This is a genomic window from Streptomyces sp. NPDC055966, from assembly GCF_042269865.1.
Classification (GTDB): domain Bacteria; phylum Actinomycetota; class Actinomycetes; order Streptomycetales; family Streptomycetaceae; genus Streptomyces.
In genome coordinates this window covers 373,243-390,062 of record NZ_JBHJYK010000008.1, presented here as the reverse complement: position 1 = coordinate 390,062, position 16,820 = coordinate 373,243, and the positions used below count along the sequence as shown (strand labels likewise).

16 protein-coding genes are annotated in these 16,820 nt (G+C 70.8%); 8 read left to right on the top strand and 8 right to left on the bottom strand.

What is annotated here, in order from left to right; genetic code table 11:
* Nucleotides 1-537 (top strand): alpha amylase C-terminal domain-containing protein (locus ACFC8N_RS20025; RefSeq protein ID WP_376288919.1); only part of this gene is annotated, 537 nt, incomplete at its 5' end.
* On the opposite strand, the gene ACFC8N_RS20020 is transcribed toward ACFC8N_RS20025, so the two are convergent.
* From ACFC8N_RS20020 to ACFC8N_RS20000, 5 genes are all read right to left on the bottom strand, one after another.
* The gene (locus ACFC8N_RS20020) at nt 512-2,743 is read right to left on the bottom strand and encodes an ATP-dependent DNA helicase (protein WP_356027873.1); all 2,232 of its coding nucleotides are present in this window, start codon (nt 2,741-2,743) and stop codon (nt 512-514) included. The two genes, ACFC8N_RS20025 and ACFC8N_RS20020, sit on opposite strands and share 26 nt — an antisense overlap.
* A gap of 169 nt (nt 2,744-2,912) precedes the next feature.
* Nucleotides 2,913-3,257, bottom strand: a complete 345-nt coding sequence (locus tag ACFC8N_RS20015; protein WP_356027871.1) for a thioredoxin domain-containing protein — start codon at nt 3,255-3,257, stop codon at nt 2,913-2,915.
* Nucleotides 3,254-3,682 carry a MerR family transcriptional regulator gene (locus ACFC8N_RS20010; protein WP_376288918.1) on the bottom strand — a complete coding sequence of 143 codons (429 nt, stop codon included), beginning with the start codon at nt 3,680-3,682 and terminating at the stop codon, nt 3,254-3,256. The genes ACFC8N_RS20015 and ACFC8N_RS20010 overlap by 4 nt, the downstream gene beginning before the upstream one ends.
* Nucleotides 3,683-3,711: 29 nt before the next feature.
* The gene (locus tag ACFC8N_RS20005; protein ID WP_362818818.1) at nt 3,712-4,485 is read right to left on the bottom strand and encodes a DUF2127 domain-containing protein; all 774 of its coding nucleotides are present in this window, start codon (nt 4,483-4,485) and stop codon (nt 3,712-3,714) included.
* A 116-nt stretch (nt 4,486-4,601) separates the two neighbouring features.
* The gene (locus ACFC8N_RS20000) at nt 4,602-6,275 is read right to left on the bottom strand and encodes an MFS transporter (RefSeq protein ID WP_376288917.1); all 1,674 of its coding nucleotides are present in this window, start codon (nt 6,273-6,275) and stop codon (nt 4,602-4,604) included.
* 134 nt (nt 6,276-6,409) lie between these two features.
* Here ACFC8N_RS20000 and ACFC8N_RS19995 point away from each other — a divergent pair, with 134 nt between their 5' ends.
* Nucleotides 6,410-7,030, top strand: a complete 621-nt coding sequence (locus ACFC8N_RS19995; RefSeq protein ID WP_071380829.1) for a TetR/AcrR family transcriptional regulator — start codon at nt 6,410-6,412, stop codon at nt 7,028-7,030.
* Nucleotides 7,031-7,112: 82 nt separating this feature from the next.
* Here the strand turns inward: ACFC8N_RS19995 and ACFC8N_RS19990 are convergent, their stop codons facing one another.
* Nucleotides 7,113-8,522 (bottom strand): cation:dicarboxylate symporter family transporter, encoded by a 1,410-nt coding sequence (locus ACFC8N_RS19990; protein WP_356027896.1) that lies wholly within the window; start codon nt 8,520-8,522, stop codon nt 7,113-7,115.
* A 123-nt stretch (nt 8,523-8,645) separates the two neighbouring features.
* Here ACFC8N_RS19990 and ACFC8N_RS19985 point away from each other — a divergent pair, with 123 nt between their 5' ends.
* Together ACFC8N_RS19985 and ACFC8N_RS19980 are read left to right on the top strand one after the other, a co-directional pair.
* Nucleotides 8,646-10,295: an ATP-binding protein gene (locus tag ACFC8N_RS19985; RefSeq protein WP_376288916.1), complete on the top strand. Its 1,650-nt coding sequence runs from the start codon at nt 8,646-8,648 to the stop codon at nt 10,293-10,295.
* The gene (locus tag ACFC8N_RS19980; RefSeq protein WP_356027861.1) at nt 10,292-10,981 is read left to right on the top strand and encodes a response regulator; all 690 of its coding nucleotides are present in this window, start codon (nt 10,292-10,294) and stop codon (nt 10,979-10,981) included. The genes ACFC8N_RS19985 and ACFC8N_RS19980 overlap by 4 nt, the downstream gene beginning before the upstream one ends.
* A gap of 84 nt (nt 10,982-11,065) precedes the next feature.
* On the opposite strand, the gene ACFC8N_RS19975 is transcribed toward ACFC8N_RS19980, so the two are convergent.
* Entirely contained in the window at nt 11,066-11,614 is a 549-nt protein-coding gene (locus ACFC8N_RS19975) for a hypothetical protein (RefSeq protein ID WP_376288915.1), read from the bottom strand.
* A 161-nt stretch (nt 11,615-11,775) separates the two neighbouring features.
* Between ACFC8N_RS19975 and ACFC8N_RS19970 the strand changes: the two genes are divergently transcribed.
* From ACFC8N_RS19970 to ACFC8N_RS19955, 4 genes are all read left to right on the top strand, one after another.
* Nucleotides 11,776-13,149, top strand: coding sequence for an extracellular solute-binding protein (locus tag ACFC8N_RS19970; protein WP_376288914.1), 1,374 nt, complete (start codon nt 11,776-11,778; stop codon nt 13,147-13,149).
* The gene (locus ACFC8N_RS19965; protein WP_376288913.1) at nt 13,146-14,039 is read left to right on the top strand and encodes a carbohydrate ABC transporter permease; all 894 of its coding nucleotides are present in this window, start codon (nt 13,146-13,148) and stop codon (nt 14,037-14,039) included. Before ACFC8N_RS19970 ends, ACFC8N_RS19965 begins: the two co-directional genes overlap by 4 nt.
* Nucleotides 14,040-14,045: 6 nt before the next feature.
* On the top strand, nt 14,046-14,873 hold the full coding sequence (locus ACFC8N_RS19960) for a carbohydrate ABC transporter permease (protein WP_356027853.1): 828 nt from the start codon (nt 14,046-14,048) through the stop codon (nt 14,871-14,873).
* Nucleotides 14,874-15,002: 129 nt separating this feature from the next.
* Nucleotides 15,003-15,689, top strand: coding sequence for a helix-turn-helix domain-containing protein (locus tag ACFC8N_RS19955; protein ID WP_376288912.1), 687 nt, complete (start codon nt 15,003-15,005; stop codon nt 15,687-15,689).
* Nucleotides 15,690-15,701: 12 nt separating this feature from the next.
* Here the strand turns inward: ACFC8N_RS19955 and ACFC8N_RS19950 are convergent, their stop codons facing one another.
* Nucleotides 15,702-16,727 (bottom strand): ATP-dependent 6-phosphofructokinase, encoded by a 1,026-nt coding sequence (locus tag ACFC8N_RS19950; protein WP_356027850.1) that lies wholly within the window; start codon nt 16,725-16,727, stop codon nt 15,702-15,704.
* Between the last annotated feature and the right edge of the window lie 93 nt (nt 16,728-16,820).

Genomic DNA, 16,820 nt, shown 5'->3' with positions numbered 1-16,820 from the left:
TATCTGGGCTTCATGTGGGCCCATCCCGGCAAGCAACTCCTCTTCATGGGCCAGGAGTTCGCGCAGGGCGCCGAGTGGTCCGAGGCGCACGGCCCCGACTGGTGGCTGCTCGACCCGGCGTACGGCGCCGAGGCCGACCACCGGGGGGTACGGGACCTGGTCCGGGACCTGAACACCCGCTACCGCGCGGCCCCCGCGCTCTGGGAGCGGGACACCGACCCGGCGGGCTTCGAGTGGATCACCGGGGACGCGGCCGACGACAACGTCCTCGCGTTCCTGCGCCGGTCCGCCGACGGCACCCCGCTCCTCGCCGTCTGCCACTTCTCGCCGGTGGTGCGCGAGGACTACCGCCTCGGCGTCCCGGAGGACGTGCCGGCGTGGGCGGAGGTGCTCAACACCGACGCCGTGCGCTACGGCGGCAGCGGCGTCGTCCACCCGGACGTGGTCAAGCCGGAGCCGAGGGGGGCCCACGGCCGCCCCGCGAGCATCCGGCTGACCCTGCCCCCGCTGGCTACGGTGTGGCTGCGGCCGGCGTGAGCGCCTCGGGCAGAGCGTCCGTGTACAGCACCCCGAGCCGCTGCGTGGCCCGGGTGAGGGCGACGTAGAGGTCGCTGGTGCCGTAGCGGCCCGGTTCCACCACGAGGACCGCGTCGAACTCCAGGCCCTTGGACTGGCGGGGGTCGAGGAGGACGACGCCGCGGGTGAGGTCGGGTTCGGCGCCGGCCGTGACGCCGTCGAGGCGGGCGGCCAGCCGCCGGTGCAGCTCGCGCGGGGCGATGACCGCCAGGCGGCCCTCGGCGGGGGTGAGTTCGGCGACCGCCTCGGCGACCGCGCCGGGCAGGTCGTCCGCCGCCCGGCGCACCCACGGCCGTACGCCCGTCGAGCGGACCGAGCTGGGCGGCTCGAAGTCCGGGTGCTCGGCGCGTACGACGGCCGCGGCCAGCTCCATGATCTCGGCCGGGGTGCGGTAGTTGACGCCGAGCCGGGTGTGCTCCCAGCGGTCCTCGACGTACGGCGCGAGGATGTCCGCCCAGGAGCCGACACCGGCCGCCTCCGCCGTCTGGGCCGGGTCGCCGACCAGGGTCATCGAGCGGGTCGGGCTGCGCCGCATCAGCAGCCGCCAGGCCATCGGCGACAGCTCCTGCGCCTCGTCCACGATGATGTGCCCGAACGCCCAGGTGCGGTCGGCCGCGGCCCGTTCGGCGGCGCTGCGGTGGTCCGCCTCCTCCTGCCGCTCGGCGAACCGCTCGGCGTCGATGATGTCGTGCGCGGACAGGACCTCGGAATCGTCGTCCTGCTTGTCCTCGAACTCGTACGTCCGGGACGCGTAGGAGACGTCCAGCACGCCCTGCGCGTAGGCGACCTGCGTCTCGCGTTCCCGCTCGGCCCGGGCGCGGGCCGAGCGGTCGTCCTCGCCGAGGAGTTCGGCCGCCTCGTCGAGGAGCGGGACGTCGGCGACCGTCCAGGCGCGGGTCACGGGTCTGCGGATCGCGTCCGCGTCCGCCTGCGTCAGGTGGTCGTGCGGGTCGGCGAGGAAGTCGGCGACGAGGCGCTGCGGGGTGATCCGGGGCCACAACCGGTCGACGGCGGACCAGACTTCGGGGTTCTCGGCGAGTTCGTCGCGGATCTGGGTGATGTCGGAGGCGTCGAGCAGGCTGGTTCCGTCGTAGGGGTCGGTGCCGACGCGTTCGGCGTACAGCTCGGTGAGGGTGTTGAGGATGTGGCCCTCGAAGTACTCGCGGGCCGCGTTGTGCGGGAGCTTCGCGGCGCGGGTGCGCTCGCGGGCGACGGAGACGAGTCCGTCGTCGAGCATCAGCACCTCGCGGTCGTGCTGGACGGTGATCACCGGGTCGGGCAGGGCCTGCCGGTCGCGGACGACGGCGGCCAGCACCTCGGCCATGTCGGCGCGGCCCTTCACGGCGGCCGCCTCGGGGGTGTCGGTCGCGGTGGCCTTCACGCCGGGGAACAGCTCGCCGACGGTGGCGAGCAGCACGCCGGTCTCGCCGAGCGAGGGCAGCACCTCGCCGATGTAGCCGAGGAAGGCCGGGTTGGGGCCGACGATCAGCACGGCGCGACGGGCCAGCAGCTCGCGGTACTCGTAGAGCAGATAGGCGGCGCGGTGCAGCGCGACCGCCGTCTTGCCCGTCCCCGGCCCGCCCTCGACCACCAGCACCCCGCGGTGCGGTGCCCGGATGATCTCGTCCTGTGCGGCCTGGATGGTCTGCACGATGTCGCTCATGCGGCCGGTGCGTGCCGAGTTCAGCGCGGCCAGCAGCACGGCGTCGCCGCTCGGGTCCTCGTGCCCGGTGCGGGTGGTGTCGCCGAGGTCCAGGATCTCGTCGTGCAGCGAGGTCACGGTGCGGCCCTCGGTGCCGATGTGCCGGCGGCGGCGCAGGCCCATCGGGGTGTGCCCGGTGGCGAGGTAGAAGGGCCGGGCGACGTCGGCCCGCCAGTCGATCAGTACCGGGGTGTGCTCGGCGTCGTCCTCGCGCAGCCCGATCCGGCCGATGTGGTGGGCGGTGCCGTCGGCCAGGTCGATCCGGCCGAAGCAGAGCGAGCCGTCCACGGCGTTCAGCGCGGCGAGCAGCCCCGAGCGCTCGGCGACGAGGATGTCCCGCTCCAGCCGGGCCTGCATGGGCTTGTCGCCCTGGGCGAGCGCGTCCGTGACCGAGGTCTCGGTCTCCCCGCGCAGTACGTCCACGCGCGCGTACAGTCCGTCGATGAATTCCTGCTCGTTGCGCAATTCATCGCCTGGATATTCACTGTTTGACAATTCCACTCCCGCCCGGATATACTCTGCTCAGTGAACTTCCTCGCGACATCGCAGGATTGAAGTCGCGAACCACCGAATATACGCAGAGAAATCCCCCGAGCGCAATTGCTCAGGGGATTTTTTGGTGCCCGGCTGTTCTTTACCGCATGTCGTCCAGCACGTCGGCCAGTTCCTCGCGCAGGCGCCGTTTGGGCCGCGCCCCCACCATCGCCTTCACCGGCTCACCGCCCCGGAACAGCATGAACGTCGGCATCGACAGCACCTTGTACGCGTTCGTGGTCTCCGGACTGGTGTCCACATCCAGCTGTACGACCTTCAGCCGGCCCTCCTCCTCGGCCGCGAGTGCGCTGAGCACCGGGCCCATCTGCCGGCACGGCGGACACCAGTCGGCCGTGAACTCGACCAGCACCGGCAGATCCGCCCGCAGCACCTCCGCCTCGAAATCCGCGTCCCGCACCTCGGCCACGCCCGCCGCGTTGATCACCGCTGCTGTCCTCCCAGTTCGCACCCGGGCTCCGGACCCCCCGGAACCAGCGCGTCGGCGGCCAGCGCGTCCCGCGCCTCCTCGGCCCGCACCAGCTGCCCCGCGACCGTCTCCCGCACCGACCGGAGCTGCCCGATGAGCGCGTCCAGCTCGGCCAGCTTGCGCCGGTAGACCTGGAGCGAGGCCGGGCAGGAGTCGCCCTCCGGGTGCCCGGCCCGCAGGCACTCCACGAAGGGCCGCGTCTCCTCCAGCCCGAACCCGAAGTCCTGGAGGGTCCGGATCTGCGCCAGCAGCCGCAGATCCCCCTCGTCGTACGTGCGGTGCCCCTTGGTGTCGCGCCGGGCCGGCAGCAGCCCGCGCGACTCGTAGTACCGCAGCGCGCGGGTCGTGGTCCCGGCCCGCGCGGCCAGCTCGCCGATTCGCATGACGACGACGGTAGGCGTTGACGCCGGGGTCAGGGCAAGACCGGCTGGACCCCCGCCGACTCCTCGACCTCCATCAGCGACGCGCTCTGCCGCTCCTCCTCGAAGGCCCTGGCGCCGCCCCGGAGGCCGAAGAGGCGTTTGGCGACGGCGATGTAGAGGACGGCCAGGATGTTGAGGACGAGGGTGGCGATCTTCAGATAGCTGACCTTCTCGGTGAGTTCGTAGATCTCCAGGGGGAGGAACGCGGCCGTCGCGACGACCGTCAGGTACTCCGCCCAGCGCTTGGCGTACCACAGGCCGACCGCCTCGACCAGCTCGATCAGGGCGTAGGCCAGCGCCAGGGCGGCGACGATCATGAGGGTGGAGTGCTTGTAACCGAACGCCTTCTGGATCGAGCCGACCACGGGTGAGTGGTCGAGGTCGTAGTGGAAGTGCCGGAAGACCGGGCGCAGGACGTCCAGGTATTCGTTGAAGAGGCGGCGCACCGCGTCCTGGCTGTTGCTGAACTTCCAGACCGCTATGGCGACCAGCACGATGAACACGCCGCGCACCAGCCGCTCGATCGCGAGGAAGCGCAGGATGAACAGGTCCCGCAGCACCTTGCCGCGCGGCACCAGCGGGGCGTTCGCCGCCGGGCCCGAGCCGTGCGGCTCGCCGAGCACGAAGTCGCCGCAGCGCAGACAGCGCCAGGCGTCCCCGAGCGCGGTCCCGGCGTGCAGCCGCGGCCGCAGCGTGGGCTCGTCGGGCGCGTAGGTCGTATGGCCCTTGCGCGCGCAGGTCCGCCGGTCCCAGTCGATCTTCATGTCCCCCGAGCCTCCACTTGCGTGTACCTGATGTCTCGCCTGTACGGACGCCACGCGCGAACGTGCCGTTCCGACTGATCCGGAGCGGCACGTTAGCGGACGGGGGCGAGGAGTGCTCAGGCGGCGGTGCTGTCCACCAGTTCCCTCTCCTGCTCCTTCACCTCGGGCGCGGTCTTTTCACGGCGCGGGAGCAGAACGGCCACCAGGACGGTGCCGATGCCGAGGATGACCGCGCCGACCAGGCTGGTGTGCGCGACGGCGTCGGAGAAGGAGGAGCCGACCGCGTCGGCCATCTGCCGGGCGCCGGCGGCGAGTTCGGCGGCCTGCTGCTTGAGCTGCGCCGCCTGCTGCGGGTCGGTCGCCTTCGCGGCCTGTGCGGCCAGTGCGTGCGCCTTGTCGCCGATGCCCTGGGCGACCGCGTAGCCGGCGCCGACCGAGTCCTGCGCGGTGTCCAGGGCGCTCGCCGGGAGCTTGCTGCCGGCCGTGGCGTCGCTCAGGTGGTTGCCGTACGACGTCGCGAGCAGCGAGCCGAGGATGGCGATGCCGAGCGAGCCGCCCAGCTCCAGCGAGGTGTCGTTGACCGCGCCGCCGACGCCCAGTTCGGACTCGGGGAAGGCGCCCATGATGGCGTCGGTGCAGGGCGAGAGGGCGAGACCGATGGCGAGGCCCAGGATGATCAGCGGGGCGAGGAAGTCGCCGTACGTCGAGCCGGCGTCGACCCGGGTCAGCAGGGCGAGGGCGGTGGTGCCGCCGACCATGCCCGCGCCGACCGTCCACTTCATGCCGACGCGCGGGGTCAGGAAGCCGGTCAGGGCCGAGCCGACGAAGACCGCGCCGGCCAGCGGGAGCATCCGGACGCCGGTCTGGAGGGCGTCGTAGCCGAGGACGAACTGGAGGTGCTGGGTCAGGTAGTAGAAGGCGCCGAAGACGGCGAGGAAGAACAGGGCGACGGCGAGGTTGGAGCCCGCGAAGCGGCGGTGCGCGAAGCGGCGGACGTCCAGGATGGGGCGGGGGTGGCGCAGCTCCCAGAGGACGAACGCCACCAGGGCGGCGCCGGCGACGGCCGCGGCCGTGATCGCCTTCGCGTGCCAGCCGAAGTGCGGACCCTCGATGATCATGTAGACGAGGGAGCCGGTCCACAGGACGGAGAGCAGGCCGCCGACGTAGTCGATGCGGTCGTGGTGACCGGCCTTGGACGGCGGGATGAGCACGAAGGCGAGGACGATCGCGACGGCCGCGACGGGCACGTTGATCAGGAAGGTCGAGGACCAGCCGTGGTCGCGCAGCAGCGCGCCCGCGACGACCGGTCCGGCGGCGATGGCGAGGCCGGCGGTGGCGGTCCACAGCACGATCGCCTTGGCGCGCTCGGCGCGCGGGAAGGTCGCGGCGAGCAGGGAGAGCGTGGCGGGCATGATCAGCGCCGCGCCGACGCCCATCACGGCGCGGGCCGCGATGACGGTCGTGGAGCTGTCGGCGAGGTAGCCGAAGACGGCGCCGCCGCCGAAGACCGCGAGACCGAGGACGAGTGCGCCGCGCCGGCTGTACTTGTCGCCGATCGCGCCGAGCAGCAGCATCAGCGCGGCGTACGGGACGGTGTAGCCGTCGATCACCCACTGGAGATCGGCACTGGAGAGCCCGAGGTCCTTCGTCATGTCGGGTGCGGCGACCGTGAGGGCGGTGTTCGCCATCACGATGATCAGCAGGCTCAGGCAGAGCACGAGCAGTGCCCACCAGCGCCGGGCGTACGGGCGCTCCATCTTCTCGACCGGTTCGGTCATGACGAGTCGCATGGCAGGGGTCGCCTTCCTCGGATCGCGACGGTTGGTGCGGAACGGTGCTGACTTGCACAGTGACGTGCAATTGCACAACCATGTGTAATGTACGCCGTTGCACAGTGGTGTGCAAATCGTGAAGGGCATGCAGAATGACTGCCATGACCACGGGTAACAGCCGCGCCGACGCCAACCGGCGCCGCATCCTCGACGTCGCCCTCGCGGAACTGCTGCGCGACCCCGACGCCTCCATGGACCAGATCGCGCGCGCCGCGGGGGTCGTACGACGGACGGTGTACGGCCATTTCCCCAGCCGCGAGGCGCTGATCAGCACGCTGGTCGACGAGGCTGTGGCGGCGCTGGCGGACGCGGACGCGGGCGCCCGCAGGGAGGTCGCCGACCCGGCGGAGGCGGTGGCCCGGTCGGTGCTCGCGATCTGGGAGATCGCCGACCGCTACCGGCTGCTGGTCGCGCTCGCCCAGCGCACGGTCACCGTCCAGGGCATCCGAGAGCGCCTCGCCCCGCTGCGCGCGAACAAGGTCCGGCTGCTGGAGCGCGGGCTGGAGAAGGGCGTGTTCAGCTCACCGCTGCCGGCCCCGGCGCTGGCGTACGTGCACGAGCAGCTGCTGTTCGCCGTGATGGAGGCGGTGAACGACGGCCTCCTGACAGCGGCGGAGGCGGGCCGCTCGGCCACGGTCACGGTCCTGACCGCGGCGGGCGTGCCCGCCTCGACGGCCACCGAGCTGGTGGCCGAGGTGAGTGAGGAGTCGTAGCAGCGCCGTAGCGGTGCCGTGGACATGCCGGATGCCCGGCCCCGGTTCAGGCGGGGCCGGACATCCGGAGCTTCTTTCGGGGTCAGGCCTTGGCCAGCGCATCTTCCCGCTGCTCGGGCACCTCGGCCACCGTCCCGTGGCCCTCGTCCATGAGCGTCGTCTCGTCGAAGGGCAGCTCACCGGCGAGCACCCGCCGCACCCGCTCCTTGTCGATCTCCTTGGTCCAGGTGCCCACGAGCACCGTCGCCACCGCGTTGCCCGCGAAGTTGGTCAGGGCGCGGGCCTCGCTCATGAAGCGGTCGATGCCGACGATCAGACCGACGCCGTCGACCAGCGCGGGCTTGTGCGACTGGAGGCCGCCGGCCAGGGTCGCGAGACCGGCCCCGCTGACGCCCGCCGCGCCCTTGGACGCCAGCAGCAGGAACAGCAGCAGCGGGATCTGCTCGCCGATCGACATCGGCGTGCCCAGCGCGTCCGCGATGTAGAGCGACGCCATGGTCATGTAGATCATCGTGCCGTCGAGGTTGAACGAGTACCCGGTCGGCACGGTGATGCCGACGACCGGCCTGCTGACGCCCAGGTGCTCCATCTTCGCGATGAGCCGCGGCAGCGCGGACTCGGAGGAGGAGGTGGACAGGATCAGCAGGAACTCACGGGCGAGGTACTTGCACAGCGAGAAGACGTTCACCCCCGCGACGATCCGCAGGATCGCGCCGAGCACCACGAAGACGAACAGGACGCAGGTGATGTAGAAGCCGAGCATCAGCACGGCAAGGCTCTTGAGCGCGTCGATGCCGGCCGAACCGGTCACGGCCGCGATGGCGCCGAAGGCACCGAGCGGCGCGAGCCACATGACCATCGACAGGATGCGGAAGACCAGCCGCTGGATGTGCTCGACACCGCGCAGCACCGGCTGCCCGACCGGGCCCATGGCCTGGAGCGCGAACCCGGCGAGCAGGGCGATCAGCAGCGTCTGGAGGACCTGGCCCTCGGTGAAGGCGGAGACGAACGTGGTCGGGATGATCGACAGCACGAACTCGACGGGCGGCAGCGCGTCGCTGGAGACCTGGGCGTGCCCGGTGTGCTTGATCGCGTTGGTCAGGTGCAGCCCGTCACCCGGGTGCAGCACGTTGCCGACGACGAGGCCGATGCCGAGCGCGACCAGCGACATCACGAGGAAGTAGCCGAGGGCGATACCGCCGACGGCGCCGACCTTGGCCGCCTTCCGTACCGATCCGATGCCGAGCACGATCGTGCAGAAGATGATCGGCGAGATCATCATCTTGATCAGGTTCACGAAACCGGTTCCGAGCGGCTTCAGCTGGACGGCGGCATCGGGCCAGATGAGCCCCACGGCGATGCCGAGCACGACCGCCGCGATCACGGCGATGTACAGGTAATGAGTCCGGTCCCGCTTCACGCGGGGTACGGCTGGTGCCGTATCGGGGGTGCTGGCGGCCACGGCTGCCCTCCTTGACGTCTTCGTCGGCATCACCGGCGTGCGGCTCACGTCCGGGGGTGTTGTGGGGGATGCCGTGACTATCTCCCGGCCTGTGAGAGCGGTCACCCTTCCGTTCATTTAGTTCACGCTTAACCGAGGGGGCACACTGCTGACATGCGCGTTCCCTCCCTCCCCCGACCTCGCAGCCTGGCGGGCCAGCTGTTCGCCATGCAGGCCGTGCTGATCGCACTGGTCGTGGCCGGGTACGCGCTGTTCACCTACGTCAGCGACCGCGGGCAGGCCGAGGACGCGGCGAAGCGGCAGGTCGTCGCGGTGGCCCGGTCGATCGCGGACGCCCCCTCGGTCCGCTCGGCGATCCACACCCCGAACCCCTCCGCCGCGCTGCAGCCCTACGCCCTCCAGGTCACCCGGGACGCGGACGTCGACTTCGTGACGATCATGAACACGGACGGCATCCGCTGGACCCACCCCGACCCCTCGCAGATCGGCAAGCGCTTCCTCGGCCGTATCGACCCCGCCGTGCACGGCCACACCTTCACCGAGACCTACACCGGCACCCTCGGCCCGTCCGTCCGCGCGGTGACCCCGGTCGAGGACGGCGGCCGCGTCATCGGCCTGGTCAGCGCCGGCATCAAGGTAGAGGCGATCAGCGAGCGGGTCCAGGGCCAGGTCACGGCCCTGCTCGGGGTGGCCGGCGGCACCCTGCTGCTGGGCGCGGTCGGCACCTACGTCGTGAACGCACGCCTGCGCCGCCACACCCACGGCATGAACGCCACCGAGCTGAGCCGGATGCACGACTACCACCAGGCGGCGCTGCACGCGGTCCGCGAGGGCCTGCTGATGCTGGACGCGCAGTACAGGGTGGCGCTGATCAACGACGGCGGGCGGGAGCTGCTGGGGGTGGGGAGCGAGCAGGAGGTGATCGGCCACTCGGTGGCGGACCTCGGCCTGCCGGGCCCGCTGACGGGCGCGCTGCTGTCGTCGGAGCCGAGGGTCGACGAGGTCCATCTGACGACCTCCCGGGTCCTGGTGGTGAACACCTCCCCGGTGTCGGGCGGCGAGCGGCGCGGAACGATGGTGACGTTGCGCGACGTGACCAAACTCCAGGCGCTGATGGGCGAGTTGGACTCGGAACGCGGCTTCACCCAGGCCCTGCGCTCACAGGCCCACGAAGCCGCCAACCGCCTCCACACGGTCGTCTCGCTGATCGAGCTGGGCCGGGCCGAGGAGGCGGTGGCGTTCGCCACGGCCGAGCTGGAGCTGGCGCAGGCCCTGACCGACCAGGTGGTGGCGGCGGTGAGCGAGCCGGTGCTGGCCGCGCTGCTGCTCGGCAAGACGGCCCAGGCCAACGAGCGGGGCGTGGAACTGGTCGTCTCCCCCGACAGCCGCCTGGACGACGGCCTGCTCCCGGCGGAACTGTCCTCCCGCGACCTGGTCACGATCCTCGGCAACCTGATCGACAACGCGGTGGACGCGGCGCAGGGCAGCGCCGGGGCGCGGGTGACGGTCACGGCGTACGCCTCGGACGACGAGGTGGTCCTGCGGGTGACCGACACCGGCCCCGGTGTCGACCCGGCCCATGCGGACCTGGTATTCCAGCGGGGGTTCTCCACCAAGCCGGCCGGGCCCGGCGGGCGGGGCCTCGGGCTGGCCCTGGTCCGGCAGGCGGTGGCCCGCCACGAGGGCACGCTGACGGTGGCGGAATCCGACGACAACGGCGCGGACGGCGAGGGCGGAGCGGTGTTCGAGGTGCGGTTGCCGACGCGTGCGGCTTCCCCGGTGCCGGGAGGCGACACGACATGACGGATGCACCGGCGATCAGGGTGCTGGTGGTCGAGGACGACCCGGTGGCCGCCGACGCGCACGTGCTGTACGTCGGCCGGGTCCCCGGGTTCGTCGCGGTCGGCAAGGCCCACACCGGCGCGGAGGCACGCCGCGTCCTGGACCGCACGCCCGTGGACCTCCTTCTGCTGGACCTCCACCTCCCCGACGTGCACGGCCTCCAGTTCGCCCGCTCCCTGCGCGCGGCGGGCCATCACGCGGACGTGATAGCGGTGACCTCGGCCCGCGACCTCGCGGTGGTCCGCGAGGGCGTCTCCCTGGGTGTCGTCCAGTACGTCCTGAAGCCCTTCACCTTCGCCACCCTCCGCGACCGCCTCGTCCGCTACGCCGAGTTCCACGCCGCGGCAGGCGAGGCGAGCGGCCAGGACGAGGTCGACCGCGCCCTCGCGACCCTCCGTGCGCCGTCCCCCGCCGCCCTTCCGAAGGGGCTGAGCGCCCCGACGCTGGAACGCGTGACGGCGGCACTGCGGGAGGCCTCGGAGGGCCTCACGGCAGCGGGCCTGGCGGAGTCGGTGGGCATCTCCCGCATCACCGCCCGACGCTACCTGGAGCATCTGGTGGACTCGGGCCGAGCCGGACGCAGCCCGCTGTACGGGCAGGTGGGAAGGCCGGAGCTGGTGTACCGGTGGGTGGCACAGGGGCGGTGAGGCCGCGCCGGCCCGGCGTCTCTGCGCCACGCCAGTGCCCGGAGCAGCGCCTGAAGGGCGAGGTCCGCCGTGACCCGCGGCTTCTTACTCCGCCGTGGCGAATCCCGCGTACGACACGACCTGCACACCGAGGCCGACCACCGCCAGTGCCTCCAGCACGGAGACCGCGACGAGCATCCCACCGCCGTCCCCCGCCGCCCAGAACAACACGAGGGCCGCCAACGGTACGACGCAGAAGGCCGTCAGGTCCACCACGCGCTGAATGGCCTTGCGCGACCTGCGGCGTGCGTCAGTGCGGTGCTCCGTTTCCCAGCGAAAGACAGAAGAGTCGTCGGGGGCGCCCGCGAGTCGGGTCAGTCGCGGCCCCAGGTCGTCGCGTACGTACGCCCCGATCGCCGAGATCTTCTGATCGTTCACGAGATACGTCCACCCGAGTACGACACACACCGGCGGCAGCGCCAGCAGCATCGACGCCTGCTTGGCCTGGGCGGCGGCGGCGATGACGGCGGCCACGACGGTCAGGGTGACGTACAGCAGATTGTCCCGGAACCCGATCCGGGTCTTCTGCTCGTCCTTGAGCGTCTGGTACTCGGTGAGCAGCAACTGCCCGACGGTGACGTCTCGTTCCGGCACTCCAGCCCCTTCCCCCGGCAGTACTTGAGGAGTGTGCCGCAGCCCCCGCCGCAGCCCCCCGTACCCCAATCCCGCGCACATCCATTGACCTGACTAGACCACTCCTCTTACCTTCACACGGCAGTCATCTCCGCGCCATCCCCACGTGCGCTCAGGAGGTCATGCCCGTGCGCCCCACCGCCGCCCTCTCCGCCCTCCTCACCGCCGCTCTCGCCGCCGCGACTCTCACCGGGTGCGGCAGCGGTTCCGGAAGCGGTCCGAACACGCTGAAGGTGTCGTACAAGCAGTCGACCGACAACTCCATCAAGGTGATGGACACCTATCTCGCCGGGATCAAGAAGGAGTTCGAGAAGAAGTACCCGGGGAAGAAGGTCGAGTTCGTTCCGGTGAAGGCACCGGACTCCGAGTACTACACCAAGGTCCAGCAGATGATGCGTTCGCCGAGGACCGCGCCGGACCTGGTCTACGAGGACACCTTCCTCATCAACTCCGACATCACGAGCGGGTATTTGAAGCCCCTCGACCCCTATCTCGCCGGCTGGCCGGACTGGAAGCAGTTCCTCGACACGGCGAAGGCGTCGGCGCGGGGGGAGGACGGGAAGACCTACGGCGTGCCGGACGGGACCGACACCCGGGGGCTGTGGTTCGACAAGCGGGTGTTCCGGAAGGCCGGGCTGCCGCTCGACTGGCAGCCGAAGACCTGGGCCGACGTCCTCGCCGCCGCCCGCACCATCAGGCAGAAGGTCCCCGGCGTCGTCCCGCTCAACGTCTACACCGGCAAGCCGGCCGGCGAGCGGGCCACCATGCAGGGCATGGAGATGCTGCTGTACGGCACGGGGAACGGGACGTCCGACCCGTTGTACGACAGCGGCAGCAAGAAGTGGATCACGGGCGGCCAGGGGTTCACGGACTCACTGAAGTTCATCGAGAGCGTCTACAAGGAGAAGCTCGGGCCCGACGTCTCCGACGCCCTCGACCCGAACTACGCCACCACCGTCGCGGGCGAACTGCTCCCCGAGGGCAAGCTGGGCATCGACCTCGACGGCTCCTGGCTGCCGCAGAACTGGCTGCCGGGCAGCGGCCGTGACTGGCCGGACTGGTCCCGGCAGCTCGGCCTCGCGTACATGCCGACGCAAGCCGGGCAGGCACCGGGCAAGGTGAGCATGTCCGGCGGCTGGACGTGGGCCGTCCCGGCCAAGGCGGCCCACCCCGACCTCGCCTTCGACTTCGTCAAGACGATGCAGACGGAGGCCAACGCCAGGAAGTGGTACATCGCCAACTCCGGTATCGCGCTGCGCAAGGACGTCGCCGCCGACCCCGCGTACGCCACCGCCCAGCCCGGCATCAAGTTCTTCACCGACCTCGTGTCCAGCACGCACTACCGGCCCGCGTATCCGGCGTATCCGAAGGTGTCCACGGCGATCCAGGAGGCGATGGAGAGCGTGACCACCGGTGACGCGTCGGCCGAGAAGGCGGTGAGCACGTACGACTCGACGCTGAAGGACGTCACCGGCGGGCAAGTGGTCCACAAGTGAGGCGCCGTCCCGGCCGGGCCCGTCCCGGCCAGGCCCGCCGCCGGTTCACGCGGGCGCTCCCGCTCACCCCCGCCGTCGTCCTCATCCTGCTCTTCCTCGCCGGGCCGATCGCCTACTGCGTCTACATCGCCTTCACCGACCTGCAGTTGACGGGGCAGGCGCACGCGTCGTTCGTCGGGTTCGACAACTTCCGCCGGGCCTTCCAGGACAGCGAGTTCCTGAACGCCGTATGGCTGACGCTGGTGTTCACCGTGCTGTCCTCGCTCGTCGGGCAGAACACCCTGGGGCTCGCGCTGGCCGCGCTGATGAAGCGGGCGAGCAAGCCGGTCCGGACCCTCACCGGCGGGGTGGTGGTCACGGCCTGGGTGCTGCCGGAGGTCGTCGCCGGGTTCCTGCTGTACGCCTTCTTCCGGCGGGAGGGGACGCTCGACGCCATCCTGGAGTGGCTTCATCTGCCGCGTCAGAACTGGCTGTTCACCCTGCCCGTCCTCGCCGTGTCCTTCGCCAACGTCTGGCGCGGGACGGCGTTCTCGATGCTCGTCTACTCGGCCGCGCTGGACGAGATCCCCGCCGAGATCACGGAGGCCGCGGAGGTCGACGGGGCCGGCGGCTGGCGCCGGATGTGGCACATCACGCTGCCGATGATTCGCCGGTCCATGGCCACCAACCTCATGCTCAACACCCTCCAGACGCTCTCCGTCTTCGGGCTGATCTGGGTGATGACCCGGGGCGGCCCCGGCAACAAGAGCCAGACCCTGCCGCTGTTCATGTACGAACAGGCCTTCCAGAACAGCATGATCGGGTACGGCACCGCGGTCGCCCTGCTCCTGCTGCTCGTCGGTTCCCTGTTCTCCGTCGTGTACCTGCGTCTGCTGCGAACGGAGGTGTGACCGGCCGTGCCCCGCAAGCGCGCCTCCCGCCGGCTCACCGCGGACGCCGCCCTGCTGCTGGTGGCGGCCGCCTTCGCGCTGCCCCTCGCCTGGGTGGTGCTGTCCGCCGTGGACCCGCACGCCGACCTGAGGGTCCGCGTCCCGGGCGGCTTCACGCTCGCCAACTTCCGGGCCGTCCTCACCCCCGACATCACCTACACCCCGCTGCTCAACAGCCTGATCCTGTGCGGCTGCGCGACCGCGCTGACGGTCGTCTGCGCCGCCCTCGCCGCGTACCCGCTCTCCCGCTTCCGCTCCCGTCTGAACCGGCCGTTCCTGCTGACGGTCCTGTTCGCGACGAGCCTGCCGATCACCGCGATCATGGTGCCGGTGTACGCGCTGTTCGTCCGCGTGAACCTGATCGACACCATGCAGGGCACGATCCTGTTCTTCGCCGCCTCCCAACTCCCCTTCGCCATCTGGCTGATGAAGAACTTCATGGACGGCGTGCCGAGGGAGCTGGAGGAGGCGGCCTGGACGGACGGCGCCTCCGGGCTCCAGTCGCTGCTGCGCATCGTGCTGCCGCTGATGGGCCCCGGCGTCGCCGTCGTCACGGTGTTCTCGTTCGTGACGATGTGGGGCAACTTCTTCGTCCCGTTCATGCTGCTGCTCACCCCGGACCAGATGCCGGCCTCGGTCAGCATCAACGACTTCTTCGGCAACCGCGGCATGGTGGCGTACGGCCAGCTCGCCGCGTTCTCCGTGCTCTACTCGACGCCGGTGATCCTGCTGTACGTCCTGGTGGCGCGCAGACTGGGCGGCGGGTTCGCGCTGGGCGGGGCGGTCAAGGGGTAGCCGGGAGAGGTGTTCCGTCCGTTACATTCCTTGCATACCGAACAGTCGGAACTGTACGTTCACACAATCCGTGTTCCTGGCCGAACAGACCGTAGCCATCCCCGCACCGACCCCCTTAGTTTGTGCGAGGTGCGCCAACCGTCAGCTCCTCCGTTCAACGCCCAGGCCGCCCGCAGACTGCGCGCGGCGCTCGGCATGGGCCCCGAGCATGTCGCCTACGGCATGCGGGTCTCGTACGGCATGCCCTATGTCACGCCCGATCTCGTCATCGCCTGGGAGCGGGGTACGGCGGTGCCGTCGAGCCCCGAAGTCACCGCTCTCGCCGGGGTGTTGTGGTGCTCCCCCGGCGAGCTGATCGGACGGCCCCGCACCCTGCGGGAGCACCGCGTCGCGCGCGGCCTCGCCGGTGAGGACGTCGCCCGTGTCACCGGCCTGGAGCACCGCGCCTATCTGCGGATGGAGGAGAGCGACGACTGGCGCGGCAGCGAACCCCAGTCCGCCGCGCTCGCCGAGATCCTCCAGCTGTCCCTGCCGGACTTCGTCGCCGTGACGAAGCGGGAGGGGAAGCTCACCGAGCTGCTGCGCAGCGCGGTCACCACACGCTGGCAGGCCTACGTACGGCCGGTCGCCAGGCTGGTACCCCTGGACCGGAAGCTGCTGGAGAGCGCTCTCCAGCGGCTGCACACGGACTACCAGGGGCAGATGGTGGCCAGCCTCAACTGGGGCGGGAACAGCGCGGCCGACGCCGCCGGCGACGCGGGCCGCGAGTTCCTCGACGGGATAGTCGAACGCTTCTGGGCGCTCGCCGTTCCCTAGGGTCACTCGTGCCTAGAAGACCGACTCCGCCTCGTCCATCCGGTCCTTCGGCACCGTCTTCAGTTCGGTGACCGCCTCGGCGAGCGGCACCATCTGGATGTCGGTGCCGCGCAGCGCGGTCATCCTGCCGAACTCGCCGCGGTGGGCGGCCTCGACGGCGTGCCAGCCGAAGCGGGTGGCGAGGACGCGGTCGTAGGCGGTGGGGACGCCGCCGCGCTGGACGTGGCCGAGGATGACCGGCTTGGCCTCCTTGCCGAGGCGCCGCTCCAGCTCGTAAGCCAGGGCGGTGCCGATGCCCTGGAAGCGCTCGTGGCCGTACTGGTCGATCTCGCCCTTGCCGTAGTCCATGCTGCCCTCGGCGGGGTGGGCGCCCTCGGCGACGCAGATGACGGCGAACTTCTTGCCGCGGGCGAAGCGCTCCTCGACCATCTTGACCAGGTCGACCGGGTCGAAGGGCCGCTCGGGCAGGCAGATGCCGTGGGCGCCGGCGGCCATGCCGGACTCCAGGGCGATCCAGCCGGCGTGCCGGCCCATGACCTCGACGACCATCACGCGCTGGTGGGACTCGGCGGTGGTCTTGAGCCGGTCCATCGCCTCGGTCGCGACACCCACGGCCGTGTCGAAGCCGAAGGTGCGGTCGGTGGAGGAGATGTCGTTGTCGATGGTCTTCGGGACGCCCACGACGGGCAGGCCGGCGTCGGAGAGCATGCGGGCCGCGGTCAGCGTGCCCTCGCCGCCGATCGGGATCAGCGCGTCGATGCCGAACTCCTCGACCATGTCGGTCGCCTTGTCGCAGGCCTCGCGCAGCCGGTCGCGCTCCAGCCGGGAGGAGCCGAGGATCGTGCCGCCGCGGGCCAGGATGCCGCTGACGGCGTCCAGGTCGAGGGAGCGGTAGTGGCGGTCGAGCAGACCGCGGTAGCCGTCCTCGAAGCCGATGACCTCGTCGCCGTACTGCGTCACGGCCCGGTGCACGACCGACCGGATCACGGCGTTCAGGCCGGGGCAGTCGCCGCCTGCGGTGAGAACTCCGATGCGCATCGTGCTGTGTCTCCTGCTCGCTGTCGGTGCGGGTGAGCCAGTGCCGATTGTTCCACGTCCGCCGGAGCACTGACCTACTTGACGGGCGCTTTA